Consider the following 23330-nt stretch of genomic DNA (forward strand, 5'->3'; position numbering starts at 1 on the left):
GGCTGGCTCTGCGGGCAATAAACAAAAATAGTCGGAAATATGAAGGCAATAATGACAAAAAGAGTCGGGGTTGTGGCAAAGATGCGTCATGCCGGGCCATGGGCTGCTGTCGCCGGGCGTCGAGGCCACGGGCGCGGCCTTCGGGCTGGCGAGGCGGGGGGAATGGCGCTAAACCGCCCCCAAACGATTGCAGCCGTGAAAGTTTTCGATAACCGATGAGCATCCATCTTTACCAGAACGACCTGCCCGATGGTCTGGACCTTGGTCCGGTCGTGGCGATCGACACCGAAACCATGGGTCTGGATCCGCGCCGTGACCGGCTTTGTCTGGTGCAGATGTCGTCGGGCGATGGCTCGGCGCATCTGGTTCAGATCGCGCGCGGTCAGCGCAAGGCGCCGAACCTGACGCGGATGCTGGCCGATCCCAAGGTGCAAAAGCTGTTCCATTTCGGCCGCTTCGACATCGCCATGCTTGAGGCGACCTTTGGCGTCGTGACCAAGCCGGTCTGGTGCACCAAAATCGCGTCCAAGATGGTGCGCACCTATACCGACCGGCACGGGCTGAAATACCTGCTTTCAGAGCTTGTCGGCGTCGATATTTCCAAGCAGCAGCAGACCAGCGACTGGGGCGCGCCGGATCTGAGCGACGCCCAGCTGGAATATGCGGCATCCGACGTGCTTTATCTGCACCAGCTCAAGGCCGAGCTGGAAAAGCGGCTGGAACGCGAGGGGCGCCTGGGTCTGGCGCAGGCCTGTTTCGATTTCCTTCCCGCCCGGTCGCATCTGGACCTGCTGGGCTGGGGGGATGAAAAAGACATCTTTCATCATTAGATTGCCGGCATGAGCGTTTATCTGGACACGGCCCGGCGGGTCATGCTGACCGAGATCGAGGGGTTGCGGCAACTGGCCGACGGGCTGGGCGACAGCTTCGACCGGGCCATCGGCATGATCCTTGCCGCGCAGGGCCGGGTCATCGTGTCGGGCATGGGCAAATCGGGCCATGTCGGGCGCAAGATCGCGGCCACGCTGGCCTCGACCGGGACGCCGGCGCAATTCGTCCACCCCGCCGAGGCCAGCCATGGCGATCTGGGCATGGTGACGCGGGCCGATGTCGTGCTGATGCTGTCCAATTCCGGCGAAACGCCCGAACTGGCCGACATGATCGCCCATACCCGCCGCTTTCAGATCCCGCTGATCGGGGTGGCGAGCCGGCCGCAATCCACGCTTTTGCGCCAGGCGGACGCGGCGCTGGTGCTTCCCGCCGCGCCCGAGGCCTGTGGCGAGGGGATCGTGCCGACCACCTCGACCACGATGACCATGGCGCTGGGGGATGCGCTGGCCATCGCCTTGATGGAACATCGCAAGTTCACCCCCGAACATTTCCGCACCTTTCATCCCGGCGGCAAGCTGGGGGCCAAGCTGTCGCGCGTGGCCGACCTGATGCATCAGGACATCCCCCTTGTGACCGAGGACGCGCCGATGGCCGACGCCCTGCTGACGATCAGCCAGAAAAGCTTTGGCGTGACCGGGGTGACCGATGCGGCGGGGCGGCTGTCGGGCATCATCACCGATGGCGACTTGCGGCGTCACATGCAGGGCCTTCTGGATCACAGCGCGGCCGAGGTCATGACCCGCAATCCGCGCACCATCGGCCCCGACGCGCTGGCCGAAACCGCCGTTGCCGAAATGCAGTCGCGCCGCATCACCAGCCTGTTCGTGGTCGGCGATGACGGCACGCCGCTGGGCCTTGTGCATATCCACGATTTCCTGCGGGCGGGGTTGGTCTAGGCCATGCTGCGGTCGCGCATCGTTCACTGGCTGCGCGTCATCCTGCCGCTGGCGGCGCTGGCCTTGTTGTCGGTGCTGTTTCTGTTGGCGCGCAAGCCCGATCCCGAGGCGGCGATCCCCTATGCCGATGTCGATCCGCGCGATCTGGCCGAACGCCAGGCCGTGACTTCGCCGCGCTATGCGGGGGTGACCGATGACGGCGCCCGCGTCAGCATCGACAGCACCGAGGCCGCACCGGGCGACGGCCCCGGCCAGGGCAGCGCCCGCACCGTGCGCATGACCATCCGCGCCAAGGACGGCCGCGCCGCCGATGTCAGCGCCGGCACTGCCGCGCTGGAGGGCGACGCCATCCTGTTGCAGGACGGGGCCAGAATGACCACGGCGGATGGCTGGATCGTGACCGCGCCGGAATTTCACGCATCGCGCGTGGCGGGCACCGTCAATGCCGACCACGAGGTGAATGTGCTGGCCCCGTTCGGCGATCTGACCGCCGGCCAGATGGAATTACGACCCCTGGGTGACGGAACCGGCGATCATGTTCTTGATTTGAGCGGCGGAGTCCGTTTGATATACCAGCCATGACCCGGTTTGGCGCAGGCCGCGCGACACGGGCATGACACACCAGAAAGGAACGTCCCGATGACCCGGCTGGGAGCGCTTACCCCCGTGATCCTGTCGCTTGCCCTGTCCGCGGGCACGGCCTTTGCGCAGGCGACGACGGGGTTTGGCAGCGCACAGGACGTCAAGCTGCCGGTCGAGGTGACCGCCGATCAGCTTTCGGTCGATCAAAAGACCGGCAAGGCCACCTTTTCGGGCAAGGTGCTGGTCGGGCAGGGCGCGATGCGGCTTTCGGCCGACAGCGTGACCGTGACCTATGCCGTCGGCGGCCAACAGCGCATCAGCGCCCTTCTGGCCGAGGGCAATGTGACCATGGTCAGCGGCCCCGACGCGGCCGAGGCGCGCGCAGCAACCTATGATGTCGAATCGGGTGATGTCGTTCTGACCGGCAATGTGCTCTTGACCCAGGGCGGGAATGTGCTGGCGGGCGAAAAGGTGACCGTGGACCTTGCCACCGGCACCGCCAATGCCAGCGGCCGCGTTCGCAGCGTCCTGCAGCCCGGGGGTCAATGATGACGGCGCAGACCGGGTCTGAACGCGCAATGGATGCGGTCCTGAATCTGGGGCCGGTGCCCGGTCCGGGCGGACAGGCCGACACCGCCCCCGATCCGGCGCGGGGATTGTGGGTTTCGGGCCTGCGCAAATCCTATCGCAACCGGCCGGTCATCCGCGATGTGGCGATGCGGCTGGACCGGGGCGAGGTGGTCGCGCTTCTGGGGCCGAACGGCTCGGGCAAGACCACCTGTTTTTACTGTATCGCCGGGCTGGTCGCTCCCGATGCCGGTCAGGTGATGATCGACGGCGAGGATGCGACGGCGCTGCCCATGTATCGGCGCGCCCGCATGGGCATCGGCTATCTGCCGCAGGAAATGTCGATCTTTCGGTCGCTGACCGTGGAACAGAACATCATGTCGGTGCTGGAACTGGTCTGCCGCGACCCCCATCACCAGCGCGAGCGGCTTGAGGAATTGCTGGGCGATTTCTCGATCGGGCATCTGCGCAATGCCTCGGCGATGGCGCTTTCGGGCGGCGAACGCCGCCGGGTCGAGATCGCGCGCTGTCTGGCGTCGAACCCGTCCTATCTGCTTTTGGACGAACCTTTCGCCGGCGTCGATCCCATCGCCGTGGGCGAGATTCGCAGCCTTGTCCACGATCTGAAGCGGCGCGGAATCGGCGTGCTGATCACCGATCACAACGTCCGCGAAACGCTCGAGATCGTCGACCGCGCCTATATCCTGCATGACGGAAATGTGCTGAAATCCGGCACCACCGCCGAAATCGTCGCCGATCCGCAGGTGCGCCGCGTCTATCTTGGCGAAACCTTCCGCATGGGGTGATTGCCCGCATGTGCCGGGGCGCAGCCGCGACCCGCGCGCGCCGGTTGACACGACCGCCCTGCTGTCACCAAATGAGGTTATGACAGGGCAACGGCGCCCTGTCTGAAAAAGCCCTCGGCGCGCCCCGGCTGGGTCTGTCGCCGCCGGGCAAACGAAAGGACGGATCGACATGCGCTACCAGATCAGCGGAAAACAGATCGACATCGGCGAGGCTCTCTCGACGCATGTAAAGACGGAATTGGGCGAGACGGTTGACAAGTATTCCCAGCGTCCGACGGATGCGACGGTCATCTTTTCCCGCAACGCGCATGAATTCATCTGCGATGCCGTGGTGCATCTTTCCACCGGGCTGAACGTGCAGGCCAAAGGCGCCTCGACCGAAATCTATGCCGCATTTGAACAATGCAAGGAACGCATGGACAAGCAGCTGCGCCGTTACAAGCGCCGGTTGAAAGATCACCACAAGGACCGCTCCGAGCCGGTTGCCTTCGAGCAGGCGGGGATGTATGTCCTTGCCGCTGACGAGGACGAATGGGAAACGCAGGAAAACGGCCTGCAACCCATGATCATCGCCGAGATGGAAACCCGCGTGCCCACCCTGTCCGTGGGCGAGGCGGTGATGCAGATGGAACTGGCCGGCAGCCCGCTGCTTGTCTTCCGCAACGAGAAACATGGGGGTGTCAACGTGGTTCATCGTCGCGACGATGGCAACGTGGGCTGGATCGACCCCCGCAATCTGGGCTAAGCTGCGCTCTGAGCAGTTGGCTGCAACAAGAATCCCGGCCGCGTGGCCCGCGACCGGGATAAGGGTAATTTCGGGCGAAATGCAAATCAGCGATATACTCTCTCCGGCCGCGGTGCGGACGATGAGCCAGATCACCAGCAAAAAGCGGCTGTTTCAGGAAATCGCCGAACAGGCGCGCGCCATTTATGGCGTCGAGGCCGTGCAGACGCTGGATGCCCTGCAAGAGCGCGAATCGCTGGGGCCGACCGGAGTCGGCCATGGTGTCGCGCTGCCCCATGCCCGCCTGCATGGGCTGGATCGTGTCGTCGGCCTGTTCCTGCGGCTGGAAAAGCCGCTGGATTTCGACGCCGTGGATCGCCAGCCGGTGGACCTGATCTTTGCCCTGCTGGCGCCCAAGAATGCCGGGGTCGACCATCTCAAGGCGCTGGCGCTGGTGTCGCGCACGCTGCGCGATCAGGATCTGCGCGTAAAGCTGCGCGCCAATGAGGATCCGGTCATCCTGCACGCGATCCTGTCCGCCGCGCCGGGCATCAAGGCGGCCTGAGGGCGGCTTGCCGGTTTGAATCGGACCGATTCGGTCCTATATTGAGACCTCATCGTTTCCGAAGAGGTGTCAGGATGGGCAAGCATATCAGCGACCAGCCACGCAGCCAGGACCAGACGCGGCTGCGCGAATTCACCCGTCACGAACGCGAAGCGGGCACGCATCCCGCCATCGAGGCATTGCGGCACCGCCCGCAGATGCGCGACGGTGATGGCCGCAAGACCGTGGAATTTCTGCGGATCGATCGCGGCCTGCGGACCTGATCGGCCCTTTGCCGCGCCCATTTAATCGCCCGCTCAGGTCGCGTCTGTCAGCACGGTTTCAAGCCGGCGTTCGCCCCGCAGCCGCTGCGTGCCCTGCCCGGCAAAGGGAATGCCGTCCCCGTTCAGCGCCGCATACATGGCCGCGATGCCGGCTGAAAACGACGCGCCAAAGCCAGCTTGGCGATGAAATTCGGCGACGTCTTCGCCGGGCAGCGGCTTGGCCGTGATCTGGCGGCCCAGATGGCGGCTTAGAATGCCGGCGGCGTCGCTTTCGCTATAGCGCTGTGGCCCGGTGATTTCATAAATGCCGGGCTGCGGCGACAGCAGCAGCCGTCCCGCCGCCGCGCCGACATCGCGCGCGGAAACCGTCTCTACGGCCCGATCCAGCGGCGCCAGCAGGGCAGGCATCTGTCCGCTTTCGGCCGCAATCATCGCCATCGGCACCCAGCTTTCCATGAAATAGGCCGGGCGCAAGATCGCCATCTTGATCATGGCGCTGCGCAGGGCGGTTTCAAAGCCGTGCAGCGTGCCCACGATGCCGGTCCCAATCGGCAGATGCGCCCCCTGCGACGACAGTGCGACCGCATAGGGCACTTCCGCCGCCCGCAATGCCCCCGCGACCGAAGCCGACAGCTGCCCAGCCTGTTCATCGACATTCTCGGCATCCGGCGCGACCGGGTTCATCACAAAGACCGCGGTGCTGCCGGCGAATGCAGCGGTCAATGCGGCGCTGTCCAGCGCATCGACCGCCCGCCATTCCACCCCGTCCCGCGCGGCATCCGCCGGCGGGTTGCGGCACAGCGCCCGCACCTGGCGCCCCGCCTGTGCGACGGTTTCCAGAACGGTGCCACCGACCCGCCCGCTTGCCCCCATTATCGTGATGGTCATGTTCCTATCCTCCGATTCATGATAGGGATAAGATATGTCTGTGCATCCTTTTGCATAAGTACGCACAATTTTTATACTGCCCGGAAAGGCCGATGGATCAGAACCGCGTCGATACGCCGCCCATGGATCTTGACCAATGCCCCGTTGCGGCCACCTTGCAGGTGATCGGCGGCAAATGGGTGCCGCTGATCCTGTTTCAGCTTAAGGACGGGCCGCGGCGCTTCAACGCGCTGCGCCGGCTGATCCCTGGCATCACCCAGCGCATGCTGACCCTGCAATTGCGCGGGTTGGAACAGGATGGCGTCGTCGCCCGCAAGGTCTTTGAAACCGTGCCGCCGCATGTCGAATACAGCCTGACCCCGAGCGGCCAGACGCTGGCCCCGATCATCGAAGCGATGGAGGTCTGGGGCACCGAAAGGCTGGCGGCAAAGCACTGCGACCGCGAATCGGAAGGCGGCGCAATGGCTTAGCCCGCCGCCGGTCGCTGAATCAGATCCCAAAGATTGCCGTAAAGATCGGCAAAGACCGCGACGGTGCCATACTCGGCGGTCTTGGCCTCGCGGACGATCCGCACCCCCTGCGCGCGCAAGCGGATCAGATCGGCGGCAAGATCATCGGTGTCCAGAAATAGAAATACGCGGCCGCCGGTCTGGTTGCCGATGGCCGTGCGTTGAATATCGGTCGTGGCCCGTGCCAACAGCACCGAAACGCCGCCCCCCGAAGGTTGCACCAGCACCCAGCGCTTGTCCTGTTCCGGCTGATAGATATCCTCGATCAGCCGAAAGCCCAGGACGTCGACGTAAAAGCGGATCGCCTCGTCATAATCGTGCACGATCAACGCGATATGCGCAAGGCGATGGCTCAAGCGCGGACCAGCTTTTCGTAATCGGCGGCAACCTCGCGGGTGACGTTGCCGACTTGGAACATGTAATCGCCGATCTGGCCCACGGGGGTGACCTCGGCGGCGGTGCCGGTCAGCCAGCATTCGCTGAAATCGGCCATTTCCTCGGGCTTGATCCGGCGTTCATGCACGGTCAGGCCCTTGTCCTTCAGCATCTGGATGACGGTCTGGCGGGTGATGCCGTTCAGGAAGCGGTCGGCCAGCGGGGTGTGAATCTCGCCATCCTTGACGAAGAAGATATTCGCGCCGGTGGCTTCGGCGACGTAACCCTCCCAGTCCATGAACAGCGCGTCCGAGCAGCCCTTGGCCTCGGCGGCGTGCTTGGACATGGTGCAGATCATGTAAAGACCGGCGGCCTTGGCGGCGGTCGGGATGGTTTCCGGGCTGGGGCGTTTCCATTTGGCGATGTCCAGTTTCGCGCCCTGCCATTTCGCATCGCCGTAATAGCTGCCCCATTCCCAGGCGGCGACGGCCATGCGCACCGGATTGCGGCGCGCCGAAACGCCCATATCCTCGCCCGAGCCGCGCCACATGACGGCACGGACATAGGCATCCTTGAAGCCGTTGGCGTTCAGGACCTCTTCCTTGGCGCGGTCGATTTCCTCGGCGGTATAGGGGGAGACCATGTCCAGCAGGCGGGCCGATTCGATCAGCCGCAGCGAATGCTCATGGCCCTTGAAGATCTTGCCGCTATAGCAGCGCTCGCCCTCGAAAACCGAGCTGGCGTAATGCAGGGCATGGGTCAGGATATGCACATTGGCATCGCGCCAATCCACAAGCTTGCCGTCCATCCAGATCTTGCCGTCCCGATCGTCATATGCGCCTGCCATTTTTCCCTCCGGCCGCTTCATTTCGGATAGTTGCGCCCCCATCCCCATTCGGAACAGAAAATTGCGCAACTTGTGGCCACGGCTATCCATTCATGGTTGGAAAGTCAACAACTCTGACGTAATAAGAGCCATGCAGTAAGGGGGTGGCATGCAGGACAAGGCAGGAGTGGCGGCGGCAGGGGGTGAAAACCTGCTGTTTCTGACCGACGATCAGCTGCGGCGCGGGATCGAGGCGATGTTCTTCGCCTATCGTGCCTTTACCGCCGACCCGGACCTGATCCTGGCCGATCTGGATTACGGCCGCGCCCATCACCGCGCGATCCATTTCATCCATCGCGAGCCGGGGTTGACGGTGACGGCGCTGCTGGATGTGCTGGGCGTCACCAAGCAGTCGCTGAACCGGGTGCTGCGCACCCTGATCGAGGACGGGCTGGTTGAAAGCCGCGTCGGCCGCCGTGATCGCCGCGAACGCCAGCTTTTCCTGACCGAAAAGGGCGCCGGCCTTGAACGCCGCCTGTCGGAAACCCAACGCGCCCGCATGCGCGCGGCCTATCGCGCCGCCGGCCCCCAGGCGGTCGCCGGGTTCCGCCAGGTGCTTGAGGCGATGATGGACCGCGACACGTTGCGCCAGTATCGTGCCCTGAAAGATCTGCCCGACGCGACGTGACCATGGCCAGCGATTCCCAGCCAAGCGCCCATATTCTTGTTGTCGATGACGACGAACGCATCCGTGGCCTGCTGCGGCGCTTTCTGATGCGCAACGATTTTCTGGTCACCACGGCGCGTGACGCCGCGCATGCCCGGCGGCTGCTCGGGGGGTTGGATTTCGATCTGATCGTTCTCGACGTGATGATGCCCGGCGAGGACGGCTTTACCCTGACCCGGGATCTGCGCAAGCGCATGGCGACGCCGATCCTGTTGCTGACCGCGCGGGGCGAGACCGGCGACCGGATCGAAGGATTCGAAAGCGGCGCCGATGACTATCTGCCCAAACCGTTCGAGCCGCGCGAACTGCTTTTGCGCATCGCGGCGATCCTGCGCCGGGTGCCCGCGGCCGAGGCCAAGGGGCCAAAGTTCCTGACGCTGGGCCATCTGCGCTATGACGCCGACAAGGGCGAGCTGTGGCAAGGCGACGTGCCGATGCGGCTGACCGGAACCGAACAGGCGCTGTTGCGCCGTCTGGCCGATACGCCGCGCGAGCCCGTCTCGCGTCAAGAGCTGATCGAGGATCTGGGCCGTAGCCCGGCCGAAGAGGTCAGCGAAAATTCCGAACGCGCCATCGACGTTCAGATCACCCGCCTGCGCCGCAAGATCGAGCGCGACCCGAAAGAGCCGCGCTATCTGCAAACCGTGCGCGGCACCGGATATATGCTCGTTCCCGACTGACGCGCGAGACGGGCAACGCGCCGCCCGGCTGCCCGCAAGCGAATGGATATTTATATGAAGAAGAAACGCTCGCCCTTTTCTTCTTTACTCAAATATCCATTGCGGCGGTGCCGCCAGCCCGGCGCATGAGAAAGGGGCCCGTGGGCCCCATCCCGATCAGGTCAGCGCACCGTGGCAGTGCTTGAACTTCTTGCCCGAACCGCAGGGGCAGGGGTCGTTGCGCGACGGATTGCCCCAGGTGGTGGGGTCGGCTTCGTCAAAACCCGCGACGCGGCCCGAGACCTCGCCGCCCTCGGCCTCTTCGTGCTCGGGATGCATCTGGGCTTCGGTCGCTTCCTGCTGCTGCTGGTAGTCGCGCATCATCTGTTCGCGTTCGGCATCGGTCAGCGGCCGGATGCGGGCCAGTTGCTGGGTCACGTCAAAGCGCAGCCCGTCCAGCATGGTTTCGAACAGCTGGAAGGCCTCGGTCTTGTATTCGGAGAGCGGATCGCGCTGCGCATAGCCGCGGAAGCCCACGACCGAACGCAGATGTTCCAGCGTCACCAGATGTTCGCGCCATTTGCCGTCGATCTGTTGCAACAGCACCTGCTTTTCGATCTGGCGCATGTTTTCGGCGCCGAACTGTTCGGTCTTTTGCGCCATATAGGCGTCGGTGGCCTGTTGGATGCGTTCGCGCACCACCTCCTGGTCGACGCCGTCCTCGGCCGCCCATTCGGCGATCGGCAGATCCATGTTCAGCCGGTCGATGATCGACGCGTGCAGCCCCTCGACATTCCATTGCTCGGCATAGGCGCGGGGCGGCATATGGGTGTCGACAAGATCGTCGATCACCTGACCGCGCATATCGGCGGCGACTTCCTCGACCTCGTCGGTATGCATGATTTCCAGACGCTGGCTGAAGATCGCCTTGCGCTGGTCGTTCATCACATCGTCGAATTTCAGCAATTGCTTGCGGATGTCGAAGTTGCGCCCCTCGACCTTGGCCTGGGCGCGTTCAAGGGACTTGTTGACCCAGGGGTGAACGATCGCCTCGCCTTCCTTCATGCCCAGCGTCGACAGCACCTTGTCCAGCCGCTCCGAGCCGAAGATGCGCATCAGGTCGTCTTCCAGCGACAGGAAGAAGAGCGAGCGGCCGGGATCGCCCTGACGGCCGGAACGGCCGCGCAGCTGGTTGTCGATGCGCCGCGATTCGTGGCGTTCGGTGGCCAGAACGAACAAGCCGCCCGAATCCAGCACCGTTTGCTTTTCGGCGGCATGCTCGGCCTCGATACGGGCGCGTAATTCGTCGGGATGGGCCTCGGGATCGGCGGCCAGCGCCTCCATCACCTTCATTTCGACATTGCCGCCCAGCTGGATGTCGGTGCCGCGGCCGGCCATGTTGGTGGCGATGGTCACGGCGCCGGGCTTGCCGGCATCGGCGACGATCTGGGCCTCGGCCTCGTGCTGGCGGGCGTTCAGGACGTTATGGGGGATGCCCGATTGCGTCAGGATCTGGGACAGCATCTCGGATTTCTCGATCGAGGTGGTGCCGACCAGAATCGGCTGTCCCTTGTCATGGGCTTCCTTGATCGCCTCGACCACGGCCTGATATTTTTCCTGCGCGGTGCGATAGACGCGGTCATGTTCGTCGACGCGCTGCACAGGGCGGTTCGTCGGCACCTCGACCACGCCCAGCTTGTAGATTTCGGCGAATTCCTCGGCCTCGGTGGCGGCGGTGCCGGTCATGCCGGCCAGCTTGCCGTAAAGGCGGAAATAGTTCTGGAAGGTGACGGATGCCAGCGTCACGTTCTCGGGCTGGATCGAGACGCCTTCCTTGGCCTCGATGGCCTGATGCAACCCGTCCGAGAGGCGGCGGCCCTTCATCATGCGGCCGGTGAATTCGTCGATCAGCACGATTTCGTCATCGCGCACGATATATTGCTGGTCGCGGTTGAACAGCTTGTGGGCGCGCATCGCCTGGTTGGCGTGGTGGACGATGGTGGTCGATTCCGGGTCGTAAAGGGTCTGGCCCTCGGGCAGGACGCCGGCCGCTTGCAGGCGCTTTTCCAGAAACTCGTTGCCTTCCTCGGTAAAGGTGGCGTTGCGGGCCTTTTCGTCCAGCTTGTAATGTTCCGGCGTCAGTTCCGGCATGAAGGCGTCCAGCGTGCGATAAAGCTCGCTGCGGTCCTGCGACGGGCCCGAGATGATCAGGGGCGTCCGCGCCTCGTCGATCAGAATGCTGTCCACCTCGTCGACGATGGCGAAGAAATGACCGCGCTGGGTCATTTGCTCGATCGAGCCCTTCATATTGTCGCGAAGGTAATCAAAGCCCAGCTCGTTATTCGTGGCATAGGTCACGTCGGCCTTGTAGGCGGCGCGCTTTTCGGCGTCCTCCTGGAACGGATAGACGACGCCGGTGGTCATGCCCAATGCGGCAAAGACCTTGCCCATCCACTCGGCGTCCCGCTTGGCCAGATAGTCGTTGACGGTGACGACATGCACGCCCTTGCCGGCCAGCGCGTTCAGATAGGCGGGGAAGGTCGCGACCAGCGTCTTGCCCTCGCCGGTCTTCATTTCGGCGATATTGCCCTGATGCAGGAAGATGCCGCCCATCAGCTGGGTGTCAAAGGCGCGCAGGCCAAGCGCGCGGCGTGCCCCCTCGCGGCAATTGGCGAAGGCCTCGGGCAGAAGCTTGTCCAGATCCTCGCCCGATTGCGCGCGGCCCTGCAATTCGCGGGTCTTGCCGATCAGATCGGCGTCAGACATGGCGCGGAACCTGTCCTCCAGCGCGTTGATTTGGGCCACCAGGGGGCGGACCGATTTTACCTTGCGGTCATTGGGCGTGCCAAAGACCTTTTTCGCCAAAGTTCCGATGCCGAGCATGTGAGCCTTCAAAATCGCGTATCTGGGGGTGCGCGGGACGTTCCGCCCACTTGCCGCCACCGCTCGCCTTGCCCTATCACTTGGGCCGGAAAAACGGCGACGGGCGCGCATTTTCGGTTGCGCCGGATGTATGCTTCGGTTGCCCTACTGTCAACGCTTGCGCCCGTTCACCTGATCGTGGATGCGCCGTCCCACAAAGGGGAATCTCATGCTGAAACCGTTTCTTGCCACAACGACCCTGATCGCCGGCTGTATTTCCGCGCTGCCCGTCATGGCGCAGGACGCCGGCACCACCGTCGCCACCGTCAACGGCGAGGTGATCACGCTGGGCCAGATGATCGCCATGCGGCAGGGGTTGGGGCCGGATGCGACGCAGGGCATGCCCGATGCGGCGCTGTGGGATCTGATGCTGGATCAGATGATCCGCCAGACGGCCGTGGCCCAGACGGCGGGCGATCCGCTGAGCACGCGCGACGCCGCCGCGCTGGAAATCGAGCGCCGCGCCTATCTGGCCGGATCGGTCCTGGAAAAGACCGCCGCCGCCGAACCGTCCGAGGCCGAGCTGAAAGCCGCCTATGATCAGGCCTTTGGCGGCGCGGATGCCAAGATCGAATACAATGCCGCCCATATTCTGGTGAAAACCAAGGAAGAGGCCGAGGCGATCGAGAAACAGCTGGCCGAAGGCGCCGATTTCGGCGAGCTGGCCGCCGAGAAATCGACCGACAATTCCGGCCCGAACAAGGGCGATCTGGGCTGGTTCCAGCCCGAGCAGATGGTCGCCCCCTTTGCCGAGGCGGTCAAGGCGCTGGAAAAGGGCAAGGTTTCAGCCCCGGTCGAGACCCAGTTCGGCTGGCATGTGATCAAGCTGATCGACTCGCGCGAGGTGACGCCGCCCAGCTTTGACGAGATCAAGCCGCAGCTGGCGGTTCAGGTCCGCCGCGACCGCGTTCAGTCGGCCATCGAAAAGCGCGTATCCGAATCCAAGGTCGAAAAGACCGAGGGGCTGGATCCCGGCCTGCTGAACCAAACCGATATTCTGGGGGAATGATCCATGGCCAAATCGGCTGACAAGAAGGCCAGGCTTTCCGATGCGGAAAAGCTGAAGGTGCTGAAGAAAAAGCTTAAAAAGCTGAAAGCTTCGGTCAGGGATGCGGCGTCGGGTGCCGAGGCCGTGGTTCCGGCCAGCGTCAAGCCGAAGAACGCCATTTCGCCGCTTGCGCCGGCGGGCTTTCCCGCCCTGCCGGTGATCGAGGGCGCGGAATTCGCCGCGGGCGCGGCGGGGATCAAATATCAGGGCCGCACCGATGTGATGTTGGTGCGGCTTGCGCCCGGGACCGCCATTGCCGGGGCGTTCACGCGGTCGTCCACCCGGGCGGCCTGTGTTCTGGACTGTCAGGCCAAGCTTGCCGGCAAGCCCGATACCGCCGCCGGGGCGGCGATCATCGTCAATTCCGGCAATGCCAACGCATTCACCGGCAAGGGCGGGCAAGAGGCCGTGGACAGCGTCACGGGCGGCGTCGCCCGGGCGCTTGGCCTGCCGCGCGAGCGGGTGTTTTCATCCTCGACCGGGGTGATCGGCGAGCCGCTGCCGGCCGGGCGCATCACCGCCATCATCGGCGATCTGGCGGGCAAGCTGGATCCGGCGGGTGCGGCGGGTGCGGCGCGGGCGATCATGACCACCGATACCTTTGCCAAGGGCGCCTGCGCCAGCTTTCAGGGCGACGGCGGCACCATCAACATCACCGGCATCGCCAAGGGTTCGGGCATGATCGCGCCCGATATGGCGACCATGCTGGTCTATATCTTTACCGACGCCAAGATCGCGCCGGCGCTGTTGCAGCGCATGCTGTCGGCGCGGGTGGATGAGACCTTTAACGCCATCACCGTGGACAGCGACACCTCGACCTCGGACGCGCTGATCCTTGCGGCGACCGGGCGGTCGAAGGCGGCGCCGATCAGCGATCTGCGTTCGGCCCCGGCGCGGGCCTTTGGCAAGGCGCTGAGCCATGTCATGCGCGATCTGGCCCAGCAGGTGGTCAGGGATGGCGAGGGCGCGACCAAATTCGTCGAGGTTCAGGTGACCGGCGCGGCCAATACCGCCGATGCCCATCGCGTCGCCATGGCCATCGCCAATTCGCCGCTGGTCAAGACCGCCATCGCCGGCGAGGACGCCAATTGGGGCCGCGTCGTCGCCGCCGTCGGGAAATCCGGCGCCAAGGCCGATCGCGACCTGCTGACCATCCGTTTCGGCGATATGGTTCTGGCCGAAAACGGGTGGCGCGCGCCCAGCTATGACGAAGAAAAGGCCAGCGCCTATATGAAACGCGACGAGCTGGTCATTGGCGTCGATCTTGGTCTGGGCAACGGCAAGCGCACGGTTTGGACCTGCGATCTGACCCATCGTTATATCGACATCAACGCCGATTACCGCTCATGAAGATCATACTTGTCGCGGCCGTCGCCCTGATCGACAGGGACGGCCGCGTGCTTTTGGCACAGCGGCCCGAGGGGAAATCCCTCGCCGGGCTATGGGAATTTCCGGGCGGCAAGGTCGAGGCGGGCGAAACCCCCGAGGCCGCGCTGATCCGTGAATTGCACGAGGAACTGGGCATCGAAACCTGGCAATCCTGTCTTGCGCCGCTGACATTCGCGAGTCACGGCTATGACGATTTTCATCTTTTGATGCCGCTTTTCGCCTGTCGCCGCTGGCAGGGGATCCCCCACCCGCGCGAGGGGCAGAATCTGGCATGGGTTCGTGCAACAGAACTAAGCGCTTATCCGATGCCGCCTGCGGATATCCCACTTATTCCAATTTTACGCGACTGGTTGTAGCGGCTTTACCCTTGGAGTTGTTCTGCGGATCTGTTTTCTGACCGGAAAGTGACAATTGTTAGTTAACAATTCACGTTTTTATGGCAATTCTGAAACTCTGTAGAAGAGGAAAGCCGGACATGATTCGCACCATTACGATCGGTAGCTGTATTTCAGTCCAGGGTGTTTTCGAACGTCAGCAGGCCAATGGGAACATTATCGTTCGCGTCGGTTCGCAGACTTACGAAGGCAAACCTGTCGTCTTTGCCTGACGCACGGAAATCTGTGCCGAAAAGAATGACGGGGCCCCATTGCGGGGCCCTGTTCTTTTTTGCGCATCTTTCCCGGCGCGATTGCGGTCGTCGATAAAGACAAACGCCGGCCCATGAAAAAGGGCGGGCACCATGGCCCGCCCTTTTCTTCATTCCTGCAAGGCGATCACAGCTGGCGCTGCACTTCCTCGCGTTCAAAGATCTCGATGACGTCGCCCTTGCGGATGTCGTCATAGTTTTCAAAGGCCATGCCGCATTCCTGACCGGACTGCACTTCCTTGACCTCGTCCTTGAAGCGCTTGAGCGTCTTCAGCGTGCCTTCGTGGATCACCACGTTGTCGCGCAACAGGCGGACGCCGGCCGAACGGCGGGCGACGCCCTCGGTGACCAGACAACCGGCGACATTGCCGACGCCGGTGACGCGGAACACTTCGCGGATCTCGGCATAGCCGATGAAGTTTTCGCGCACTTCGGCCGACAACAGGCCCGAGGCCGCCGCTTTGATGTCATCCACCAGATCGTAGATGATCGAGTAATAGCGGATCTCGACCCCTTTCTGGTTGGCGCTGTTGCGGGCGGGCGCATTGGCGCGGACGTTAAAGCCGATGACCGGCGCGCCCGAAGCCTCGGCCAGACCGATATCGGATTCGGTGATCGCGCCGACGCCGTAATGCAGCACGCGGACGCGCACCTCGTCATTGCCGATCTTTTCCAGCGCCTGAACGATCGCCTCGGCCGAACCCTGCACGTCGGCTTTGACCAGCACGGGCAGTTCGGCGACGCTTTCATCGGCTTTCGCCTTGGCCAGCATCTGGTCCAGCGTGATCGCGGCACCGGCGGCGGCGCGTTTGTCCTTGGCCGCCTGAATGCGGTAATCGGCGATCTCGCGGGCCTGCGCCTCGGTTTCGACGACGTTCAGAACGTCGCCGGCCTCGGGCGTGCCGTTGAGGCCCAGCACCTCGACCGGGACCGAGGGACCGGCCTCTTCGACGCGCTCGCCCTGATCGTTGATCAGCGCGCGGACCTTGCCCCATTGCTCGCCGACGACAAAGATGTCGCCGCGGCGCAGGGTGCCGTTCTGGACCAGAACGGTGGCGACCGGGCCACGACCCACGTCAAGCTGTGCCTCGATCACCGCGCCCTGTGCCGGGCGGTCGGGATTTGCCTTCAGCTCAAGGATCTCGGCTTGCAGCGCGATGGCTTCCAGCAGCTCGTCCAGACCCTGGCCGGTTTTGGCCGAGATCTCGACATCCTGCACCTCGCCCGACATCGCCTCGACGACGACCTCGTGCTGCAACAGGTCGGTGCGGACCTTTTGCGGGTTCGCGGCCGGCTTGTCGATCTTGTTGATCGCCACGATCATCGGCACCTTAGCGGCCTTGGCGTGGTTGATCGCCTCGATGGTCTGGGGCATCACCGCGTCATCGGCGGCGACGACCAGCACGACGATATCCGTCACCTGCGCACCGCGCGCCCGCATCGACGTGAACGCGGCGTGGCCGGGCGTGTCGAGGAAGGTCAAGAGCGCGCCGGATTCGGTTTTCACCTGATAGGCGCCGATATGCTGGGTGATGCCACCGGCTTCGCCCGCGACGACATTCGCCTTGCGGATCGCATCCAGAAGCGAGGTCTTGCCGTGGTCGACATGGCCCATGATGGTCACGACCGGCGGACGCGATTGCAGATCCTCGGGTTTGTCCTCGACCTGGTCGATGACCTGTTCCACATCGGCGTCCGACACGCGCACGGCCTTGTGGCCGAATTCGTCGATCACCAGTTCGGCGGTATCGGCGTCGATGGCCTGGTTCGCGGTCACCATCATGCCCATTTTCATGAGCGATTTGATCACATCGGGCGTGCGTTCGGCCATGCGGTTGGCCAGTTCCGAAACCAGAATGGTTTCGGGCAGCTGCACCTCACGCGCCTGCTTTTCGGCGCGCAGATTGCCGCCCATGGCCTTTTGCCGGGCTTTTTCCTGCTTGCGCTTCATCGCGGCCAGACTGCGCTGGCGGCCGCCTTCGCCGTCAAGCGCCTGCGAAAGCGACAGCTTGCCGGTGCGGCGGTTGTCGTCGCGGCCCTTGCCACGGCTGTCGCGGTCGTCGGCCACGGGGGCGCGGACATCGCGGTCGCGGTCGGTCTTGCGCGGCCCGGTCGAGCTGACGCCCTTGGTCTCGGCGCGCGCGGCGGCGGCCTCGGCGGCGGCACGGTCGGCCGGCGCGGCGGGGCGTGCCTCGGGCGCGGGCTTGGCGCGGACCTCGGCCTTTTTCTTTTCACGCAGCTCGGCCTCGCGGGCGCGACGCTCGTCTTCCTCGGCCTTGAGGCGCAGGGCTTCCTCGCGTTCGCGGTCCTCGCGCTCCTTGGCTTCCAGCTCAAGGCGGCGACGTTCGCGTTCTTCCTCGCGGGCCTTTTCCTCGGCCTCGCGCTGCGCGGCTTCCTCGGCCTCGCGGGCCTTGGCGGCCTTCAGCGCGGCAAGGCGGCGCTCCATTTCGGCATCCGAGATGCCGGCCGGGCGTTTCGAGGGGTCGCCGGACACGGCCGAGGGCGAACCCGCGCGTGCGCCACCGCCGCCAGCGGCAGGCTTGCCGGGCACGACCACGCGCTTGCGCTTGGTCTCGACGACCACGTTATGGGTCCGGCCGTGGCTGAAGCTTTGCTTCACATGGCCCGAACGGCCGCCGCCAAGACCCAGGGGTTTCTTTCCGTCAGTATCGCTCATCCGATCTTCATTCCTTCCCGGCGGCCGAAGCGCCGCCGTCATGCCCGCGCAGACCCGTCAGTCTGCTCGCGTCCCTGATCAATTTGTCGGTCAGGCCCCCCGGCGCAAGCGCGCTGTGTATGACATGATCGCGCCCAAAGGACAAACCCAATTCTGATGCGGTCAGACAGCCGAACCAGCGCCCGCCGGGCGGTGTCCAAAGCTTGCCTTTGCCGCGGTCGGACCCGTCGCTGGCCTGCAAGAGCACGCGCGCCCTGCCGGCCGCCAGCCAGTCCTTGACCTTTTCGAAACCGGCCACCGCCAGCCCCGCCTTTCGGGCCAGCGACAGCGTGTCGGTGACACGCCGCGCAAGCCCGGTCTCAATCAGTTCCAAAAGCTCGGGCGGGGCCGAAACCTGCGCCTTTGCCCCGCGCGAGAACAGGCCCTTGGCCGCCGCCTTGTCCAGCGCCGCCCGTTCGGCCACCACCCAGAAGCCCCGTCCCGGCAGCTTTTCCGCCAGATCCGGCACGACCTGCCCGTCGGGGTCCGCGACAAAGCGGATCAACCCGGCTTTTGGCTGGGTTTCGCCCGTGACGATGCAGCGCCGTTCGGGCGTCTCGCGGTCCTTTTCCCGGCCCCCGCGTGTCATCAGCCTCCCGGGGCGTTACACCCCGGCCTCCTGTTCTGCTTCGGTGGACTCGGCCTCGTCGGTCGATTCCATCTCGGTCGGGTCGACCCAGCCCAGCATCACGCGGGCGGTCATCACCAGATCCTGCGCCGTCTCAAGCGAGACGTTGAAGGGTTCCAGAACGCCGTCGTCCTTGATGCGCTGGCCGTTCTGCGTGGTCCAGCCGCCGGCGATTTCCCAATCGGCCAGCGTGGCGAAATCCTCAAGCGTCTTGACGTCGTCCTTGGCCAGCGCCTCGACCATCTGAGGGGTCAGACCCTCGAATTCGATCAGGCTGTCCTCGGCGCCAAGCGCGCGGGCATTTTCCAGCGCGGCCTTGTTTGCTGCTTCCAGATGCTCACGGGCGCGGGTCTGCAATTCCTCGGCCGTGGCCTCGTCAACGCCTTCGATCGAGAGAAGTTCCTCGACCTCGACATAGGCGACCTCTTCCAGATTGGTGAAGCCTTCGGCGACCAGCAGCTGGGCAAAGAATTCGTCCAGATCCAGCGCGTCCACGAACAATTGCGTGCGGGCATTGAATTCGGCCTGACGGCGCTTGGATTCCTCTTCCTCGGTCAGGATGTCGATATCCAGACCGGTCAGCTGGCTGGCCAGGCGCACGTTCTGGCCGCGCCGGCCGATGGCCAGCGAAAGCTGCTCGTCGGGGACGACCACCTCGATCCGGGTCGCGTCCTCGTCAAAGACGACTTTCGCCACCTCGGCCGGTTGCAGCGCGTTCACAAGGAACGTCGCCTGATCGTCCGACCACGGGATGATGTCGATCTTTTCGCCCTGAAGCTCGCCCACCACGGCCTGAACGCGCGAGCCGCGCATACCGACGCAGGCGCCGACCGGGTCGATCGAGTTGTCATAGCTGATGACGGCGATCTTGGCGCGCGAACCCGGGTCACGGGCGACGGCCTTGATTTCAATGACATTGTCATAGATTTCCGGCACTTCCATCTTGAACAGCTCGGCCATGAACTGCGGATCGGTGCGCGACAGGAAGATCTGCGGGCCGCGGGTTTCGCGGCGCACGTCTTTCACATAGGCGCGGATGCGGTCGTTCGGGCGATAGCTTTCGCGGCCGATCTTTTCGTTGCGGCGCAGGATCGCCTCGCCACGGCCGACATCCACGATGATGTTGCCATATTCCTCGCGCTTGACGACGCCGTTGATGATGGTGCCGGCGCGGTCCTTGAATTCCTCGTACTGGCGGTCACGCTCGGCCTCGCGGACGCGTTGCAGGATGACCTGCTTGGCCGATTGCGCGGCGATGCGGCCCAGCTCGACCGGCGGCACCTGTTCCTGGAACACGTCGCCGATCTGCGGCTTGCCGGAAAAATCGTCGATCAGCGCGCCTTCGCGGCTCCAATAGCTGTCGGCGCCCTTGCGGGCCTCGAAATAGGGCAGAGCCTGCTGGATGGTGAACTGGGCCTGATAATTCTCGACCTCTTCGTCCTCGACCACGGTGCGGACGCGGGTAAAGGTGGCGTTGCCGGTCTTGCGGTCGATATGGACGCGGATGTCCATTTCGCTGCCATAGCGGGACTTGGCGGCGCGGGCCAGGCTGTCCTCCATCGCCTCGATCACCAGATCGGGGTCGATCATCTTCTCGCGGGCGACCGCCTCGGCGGTCTGGAGAAGCTCAAGCTGGTTGGCAGAGGTGATGGCCATTCCTCACTCCTTCGCGTCGGCGTTCGTGTCGCCGGATTCCGTTTCGATCTCGTCAAAGGCGGATTCGTCCAGATTTTCGATCTGCACGCCCGCGTCTTTTTTCTGTCGCAGCATTTCCGCGATCAGGTCGTCGGTCAGGACCAGCTTGGCATCGGCCAGCCAGTCGAAATTAAGTCCGATGGTCTGGACCTCGCCCGCCTCTTCGATATTGAGCAGGACCTCGTCCCCCTCAACCCCGGCCAGCACGCCCTTGAAGCGCTTGCGCCCGTCGATGGGCTGGTTGGTTTCAAGCCGGACTTCGTAGCCTTCGAAGGTCGCGAAATCCTTCATCCGGGTCAGCGGCCGGTCGATGCCGGGGCTGCTGACTTCCAGGTGATAGTTGTCCTCGATCGGGTCCTCGACATCCAGAACCGCGCTGACCGCGGTCGAGATATCGGCGCAATCGTCGACATTGATGCCGCCATCGGGCCGGTCGGCCATGATCTGAAGCGTCGCGGTCTTGCCGCCCTGCAAGCGGATGCGCACCAGTTCAAAGCCCAGATCCTCGATCACCGGTCCGATGATCTCGGCCAGACGCCGGTCGATGGCGGTCTTGGCGATGAGGTCGGTCATAATCGCTATCCCAAATACAAAAAACGGGCCCTCGCGGCCCGTACGTAGTCCCGGTGGGCAGGTTGTGGAGGCCTGCACCGCTGTTGAACGCCATATAGGACCGTTTCACGGCGAATGCAAGGGAAAGCAGCGGGCGGGGCAATCCGGGCCGTCTAGGCCGGCCCGGGATTGTCGCGCCAAATGCGGAAATTCAGTGCCGCCGCAAGGCTGAGCCAGATCAGATAGGGCAGCAGCATCAGCCCCGCAACCATGTCCAGCCGAAACGCCGCAAGGATCAATGCGGCCACGACCAGCCACAGCATCGCCAGCACCGCCATGCCCAGCCCGGGCCGGTGCGCGCCGAAAAAAACCGGCGTCCACAAGGTGTTCAACGCGATCTGCGCCGCCCAAAGCGCCATCGCGACGCCCGCGCCGGGCAGGCCCGCCAGCCGCGCGCCGGCCCATGCGATCAGGACGTAAAGCGTGGTCCAGGCGACCGGAAACACCCAGTCCGGCGGCGTGAAGCCCGGTTTGCGCAAGCCGCGATACCAGGCGCCGGGCTGGAACAGCACCCCCGTCGCGCCGGCGGCCGCGCAAGCCAAAAGCAGAATGGCGAATATCATCTGGTTTCCCGTTTCTGATCCCGGTCAAGGCCGGATATCACGGAAACCATCCATTGCCCGAACCAGTTCCGCACCGATTCGCGGCTCGCTTAGCGCATGGCCCGATGCGGGGACCAGCCGCAATTCGGCGCGGTCCCAGCCATCGGCCAGTTCCCAGGCCGAGATGGGCGGGCAGACCATGTCATAGCGGCCCTGCACGATCACGGCGGGGATATGTTCGATGCGGGGGCGGTCGCGCAAAAGCTGGCCGTCCTCAAGGAAACAACCATGGGCGAAATAGTGGTTTTCCAGCCGGGCAAAGGCGCGGGCATATTCGGCCGGCGCATGACCGGGGCCGGCGATTTCCAGCCCGGCCAGCGCGTTTTCCCAGATCAGCCAGGGCAGGGCGAATCGCGCCTCTTGCGCCGGATCGCCGCTGAACAGGCGGCGGTGATAGGCGGCGATCATGTCGCCGCGTTCCTCGACCGGGATCGGGGCCTGAAATTCGGCCCAGCGGTCGGGAAAGAACTGCGCCGCGCCGCCGCCGTAAAACCAGTCCAGCTCGCTTTTGCGGCCCAGAAACACCCCGCGCAGGGCCATCGCGGCCACCCTTTCGGGATGGGCCTGGGCATAGGCAAGGGCCAGCGTGGCGCCCCAGCTGCCGCCGAACAGCATGGCGCGTTCCACGCCCAGAAGGCGGCGCAGATGCTCGATATCGGCGATCAGATGCGCGGTGGTATTGGCCGTCACCTCGGCATGCGGGCGCGACCGGCCACAGCCGCGTTGATCGAACAGAATCGCGCGGTAATGCGCGGGGTCGAAAAAGCGCCGCATATACGGGCTGCAACCGCCGCCCGGACCGCCATGCAGCACGATCACCGGCACGCCGTCGGGATTGCCGCTTTGCTCGACATGCAGATGATGGCCGTCGCCGACCTCGACCGTCCGGCGGTCGTAGGGTTCGACCATCGGGTGCAGCCTGCCATGCGACGTCCTGCCGCCGATTTGCTCTGCCAATCTGTCCATGAAATCACTATATAACGGCTCGCACGCGCCCGCCATAAGAAGGACGGCACATGACCGAAAGAGCAGCCGCCCCAGCCGCGGCCCCCAGCAGCATCGACCCCGCCGAGGTCGCCAAGTTTCAGGCCATGGCCGCCGAATGGTGGGATCCGCAGGGCAAATTCAAGCCCTTGCACATGCTTAACCCGACCCGGCTGGAATATGTCTGTGCGCAGATTTCCGCGCAATTCGGCCGCGACCGGGCCGGCGCGCTGCCGTTTCAGGGGTTGCGCATTCTGGATATCGGCTGTGGCGGCGGGCTGATGGCCGAGCCGATGGCGCGGCTGGGCGCCACCGTCACCGGGGCCGACGCGGCCAGCGGCAATATCGCCGTCGCCCGCCTGCATGCCGAGGAACAGGGGCTCGAGATCGACTATCTTGCCACCACCGCCGAGGCATTGGCCGCCGAGGGCCGCCGTTTCGACGTGGTGATGGCGCTGGAAATCGTCGAGCATGTCGCCGATCCGCCCGCATTCATCGCCACCTGCCGCGATCTGGTGGTGCCGGGCGGGATGCTGATCGCTTCGACGCTGAACCGCACCGCGAAAAGCTTTGCCGCCGCGATCATCGGCGCGGAATGGGTGATGCGCTGGTTGCCCAAGGGCACGCATGATTGGCACCGTTTCATCACCCCCGACGAACTGGCCGGCATGGCCGAGGCATCCGGGCTGAGCGTCGTCGACCGCTGCGGCATGGTCTTCAACCCGCTGGGCTGGAGCTGGTCGCTGTCGCATCGCGACCTGTCGGTGAACTATATGCTGTCGGCGCTGCGCGGGGACGACCCGGCGTGAC

The 23330-nt window shown here is 64.4% G+C and carries 26 protein-coding genes; 16 read left to right on the top strand and 10 right to left on the bottom strand.

Translation table 11 applies throughout. The features are described 5' to 3' along the window. The first annotated feature begins 215 nt into the window (after positions 1–215). The 8 genes from ACFOMH_RS05735 to ACFOMH_RS05770 all read left to right on the top strand — a co-directional run bounded on the left by ACFOMH_RS05735 (position 216) and on the right by ACFOMH_RS05770 (position 5294). Positions 216–830, top strand: a complete 615-nt coding sequence (locus ACFOMH_RS05735) for a ribonuclease D (protein ID WP_374423639.1) — start codon at positions 216–218, stop codon at positions 828–830. A 9-nt stretch (positions 831–839) separates the two neighbouring features. After that, entirely contained in the window at positions 840–1787 is a 948-nt protein-coding gene (locus tag ACFOMH_RS05740) for a KpsF/GutQ family sugar-phosphate isomerase (RefSeq protein ID WP_374423637.1), read from the top strand. Between the two features lie 3 nt (positions 1788–1790). Beyond that, a complete protein-coding gene (locus tag ACFOMH_RS05745) occupies positions 1791–2369 on the top strand; it encodes a hypothetical protein (RefSeq protein ID WP_374423636.1) in 579 nt (192 codons plus the stop codon). Positions 2370–2426: 57 nt separating this feature from the next. Next, positions 2427–2918 carry a lipopolysaccharide transport periplasmic protein LptA gene (gene lptA / locus ACFOMH_RS05750; protein WP_377743202.1) on the top strand — a complete coding sequence of 164 codons (492 nt, stop codon included), beginning with the start codon at positions 2427–2429 and terminating at the stop codon, positions 2916–2918. A 29-nt stretch (positions 2919–2947) separates the two neighbouring features. Beyond that, positions 2948–3742 (top strand): LPS export ABC transporter ATP-binding protein, encoded by a 795-nt coding sequence (lptB, locus tag ACFOMH_RS05755; protein ID WP_374423632.1) that lies wholly within the window; start codon positions 2948–2950, stop codon positions 3740–3742. Between the two features lie 169 nt (positions 3743–3911). Continuing rightward, the gene (hpf, locus tag ACFOMH_RS05760; RefSeq protein WP_374423631.1) at positions 3912–4487 is read left to right on the top strand and encodes a ribosome hibernation-promoting factor, HPF/YfiA family; all 576 of its coding nucleotides are present in this window, start codon (positions 3912–3914) and stop codon (positions 4485–4487) included. Between the two features lie 79 nt (positions 4488–4566). Continuing rightward, a complete protein-coding gene (locus ACFOMH_RS05765) occupies positions 4567–5031 on the top strand; it encodes a PTS sugar transporter subunit IIA (protein ID WP_374423629.1) in 465 nt (154 codons plus the stop codon). Positions 5032–5105: 74 nt separating this feature from the next. Beyond that, complete coding sequence (locus ACFOMH_RS05770; protein WP_374423627.1) at positions 5106–5294, top strand: hypothetical protein; 189 nt, start codon at positions 5106–5108, stop codon at positions 5292–5294. Between the two features lie 33 nt (positions 5295–5327). Here the strand turns inward: ACFOMH_RS05770 and ACFOMH_RS05775 are convergent, their stop codons facing one another. Further along, a complete protein-coding gene (locus ACFOMH_RS05775) occupies positions 5328–6182 on the bottom strand; it encodes an NmrA family NAD(P)-binding protein (RefSeq protein ID WP_377743204.1) in 855 nt (284 codons plus the stop codon). A gap of 92 nt (positions 6183–6274) precedes the next feature. Between ACFOMH_RS05775 and ACFOMH_RS05780 the strand changes: the two genes are divergently transcribed. Next, positions 6275–6652, top strand: a complete 378-nt coding sequence (locus ACFOMH_RS05780; RefSeq protein ID WP_377743206.1) for a winged helix-turn-helix transcriptional regulator — start codon at positions 6275–6277, stop codon at positions 6650–6652. On the opposite strand, the gene ACFOMH_RS05785 is transcribed toward ACFOMH_RS05780, so the two are convergent. Continuing rightward, complete coding sequence (locus tag ACFOMH_RS05785; protein ID WP_377743207.1) at positions 6649–7047, bottom strand: VOC family protein; 399 nt, start codon at positions 7045–7047, stop codon at positions 6649–6651. The genes ACFOMH_RS05780 and ACFOMH_RS05785 overlap by 4 nt on opposite strands. Then, positions 7044–7913, bottom strand: a complete 870-nt coding sequence (locus tag ACFOMH_RS05790; protein WP_377743208.1) for a branched-chain amino acid aminotransferase — start codon at positions 7911–7913, stop codon at positions 7044–7046. The genes ACFOMH_RS05785 and ACFOMH_RS05790 overlap by 4 nt, the downstream gene beginning before the upstream one ends. A gap of 148 nt (positions 7914–8061) precedes the next feature. Between ACFOMH_RS05790 and ACFOMH_RS05795 the strand changes: the two genes are divergently transcribed. Further along, the gene (locus tag ACFOMH_RS05795; protein WP_374423617.1) at positions 8062–8580 is read left to right on the top strand and encodes a MarR family winged helix-turn-helix transcriptional regulator; all 519 of its coding nucleotides are present in this window, start codon (positions 8062–8064) and stop codon (positions 8578–8580) included. 2 nt (positions 8581–8582) lie between these two features. Beyond that, positions 8583–9299 (top strand): response regulator, encoded by a 717-nt coding sequence (locus tag ACFOMH_RS05800; RefSeq protein ID WP_374423615.1) that lies wholly within the window; start codon positions 8583–8585, stop codon positions 9297–9299. A 156-nt stretch (positions 9300–9455) separates the two neighbouring features. On the opposite strand, the gene secA is transcribed toward ACFOMH_RS05800, so the two are convergent. Then, positions 9456–12161, bottom strand: coding sequence for a preprotein translocase subunit SecA (gene secA, locus ACFOMH_RS05805; RefSeq protein ID WP_377743211.1), 2706 nt, complete (start codon positions 12159–12161; stop codon positions 9456–9458). A 208-nt stretch (positions 12162–12369) separates the two neighbouring features. Between secA and ACFOMH_RS05810 the strand changes: the two genes are divergently transcribed. From ACFOMH_RS05810 to ACFOMH_RS05825, 4 genes are all read left to right on the top strand, one after another. After that, complete coding sequence (locus ACFOMH_RS05810) at positions 12370–13209, top strand: peptidylprolyl isomerase (protein ID WP_377743213.1); 840 nt, start codon at positions 12370–12372, stop codon at positions 13207–13209. A 3-nt stretch (positions 13210–13212) separates the two neighbouring features. Beyond that, a complete protein-coding gene (argJ, locus tag ACFOMH_RS05815) occupies positions 13213–14598 on the top strand; it encodes a bifunctional glutamate N-acetyltransferase/amino-acid acetyltransferase ArgJ (protein WP_377743214.1) in 1386 nt (461 codons plus the stop codon). Next, the gene (gene mutT, locus ACFOMH_RS05820; RefSeq protein WP_374423608.1) at positions 14595–14993 is read left to right on the top strand and encodes an 8-oxo-dGTP diphosphatase MutT; all 399 of its coding nucleotides are present in this window, start codon (positions 14595–14597) and stop codon (positions 14991–14993) included. Before argJ ends, mutT begins: the two co-directional genes overlap by 4 nt. A gap of 119 nt (positions 14994–15112) precedes the next feature. Beyond that, complete coding sequence (locus ACFOMH_RS05825) at positions 15113–15244, top strand: hypothetical protein (RefSeq protein ID WP_374423606.1); 132 nt, start codon at positions 15113–15115, stop codon at positions 15242–15244. 166 nt (positions 15245–15410) lie between these two features. Here the strand turns inward: ACFOMH_RS05825 and infB are convergent, their stop codons facing one another. The 6 genes from infB to pip form a co-directional block, all read right to left on the bottom strand. Beyond that, positions 15411–17960: a translation initiation factor IF-2 gene (infB, locus tag ACFOMH_RS05830; RefSeq protein ID WP_377743217.1), complete on the bottom strand. Its 2550-nt coding sequence runs from the start codon at positions 17958–17960 to the stop codon at positions 15411–15413. 7 nt (positions 17961–17967) lie between these two features. Then, on the bottom strand, positions 17968–18588 hold the full coding sequence (locus ACFOMH_RS05835) for an RNA-binding protein (protein WP_377743219.1): 621 nt from the start codon (positions 18586–18588) through the stop codon (positions 17968–17970). A gap of 15 nt (positions 18589–18603) precedes the next feature. Further along, positions 18604–20283, bottom strand: a complete 1680-nt coding sequence (gene nusA, locus ACFOMH_RS05840) for a transcription termination factor NusA (RefSeq protein WP_374423600.1) — start codon at positions 20281–20283, stop codon at positions 18604–18606. 3 nt (positions 20284–20286) lie between these two features. Next, the gene (gene rimP, locus ACFOMH_RS05845) at positions 20287–20895 is read right to left on the bottom strand and encodes a ribosome maturation factor RimP (RefSeq protein WP_374423597.1); all 609 of its coding nucleotides are present in this window, start codon (positions 20893–20895) and stop codon (positions 20287–20289) included. Positions 20896–21047: 152 nt separating this feature from the next. Next, positions 21048–21497, bottom strand: coding sequence for a tryptophan-rich sensory protein TspO (gene tspO, locus ACFOMH_RS05850; protein WP_377743221.1), 450 nt, complete (start codon positions 21495–21497; stop codon positions 21048–21050). A gap of 24 nt (positions 21498–21521) precedes the next feature. Beyond that, on the bottom strand, positions 21522–22445 hold the full coding sequence (gene pip / locus ACFOMH_RS05855; RefSeq protein WP_374423594.1) for a prolyl aminopeptidase: 924 nt from the start codon (positions 22443–22445) through the stop codon (positions 21522–21524). A gap of 107 nt (positions 22446–22552) precedes the next feature. On the opposite strand from pip, the gene ubiG reads away from it, so the two are divergent. Then, a complete protein-coding gene (gene ubiG, locus ACFOMH_RS05860; RefSeq protein WP_377743223.1) occupies positions 22553–23329 on the top strand; it encodes a bifunctional 2-polyprenyl-6-hydroxyphenol methylase/3-demethylubiquinol 3-O-methyltransferase UbiG in 777 nt (258 codons plus the stop codon). Position 23330 lies beyond the last annotated feature (1 nt).

Origin of the sequence: Paracoccus mangrovi (assembly GCF_042648425.1) — a bacterium.
GTDB classification, from domain to species: Bacteria; Pseudomonadota; Alphaproteobacteria; order Rhodobacterales; family Rhodobacteraceae; genus Paracoccus; species Paracoccus mangrovi.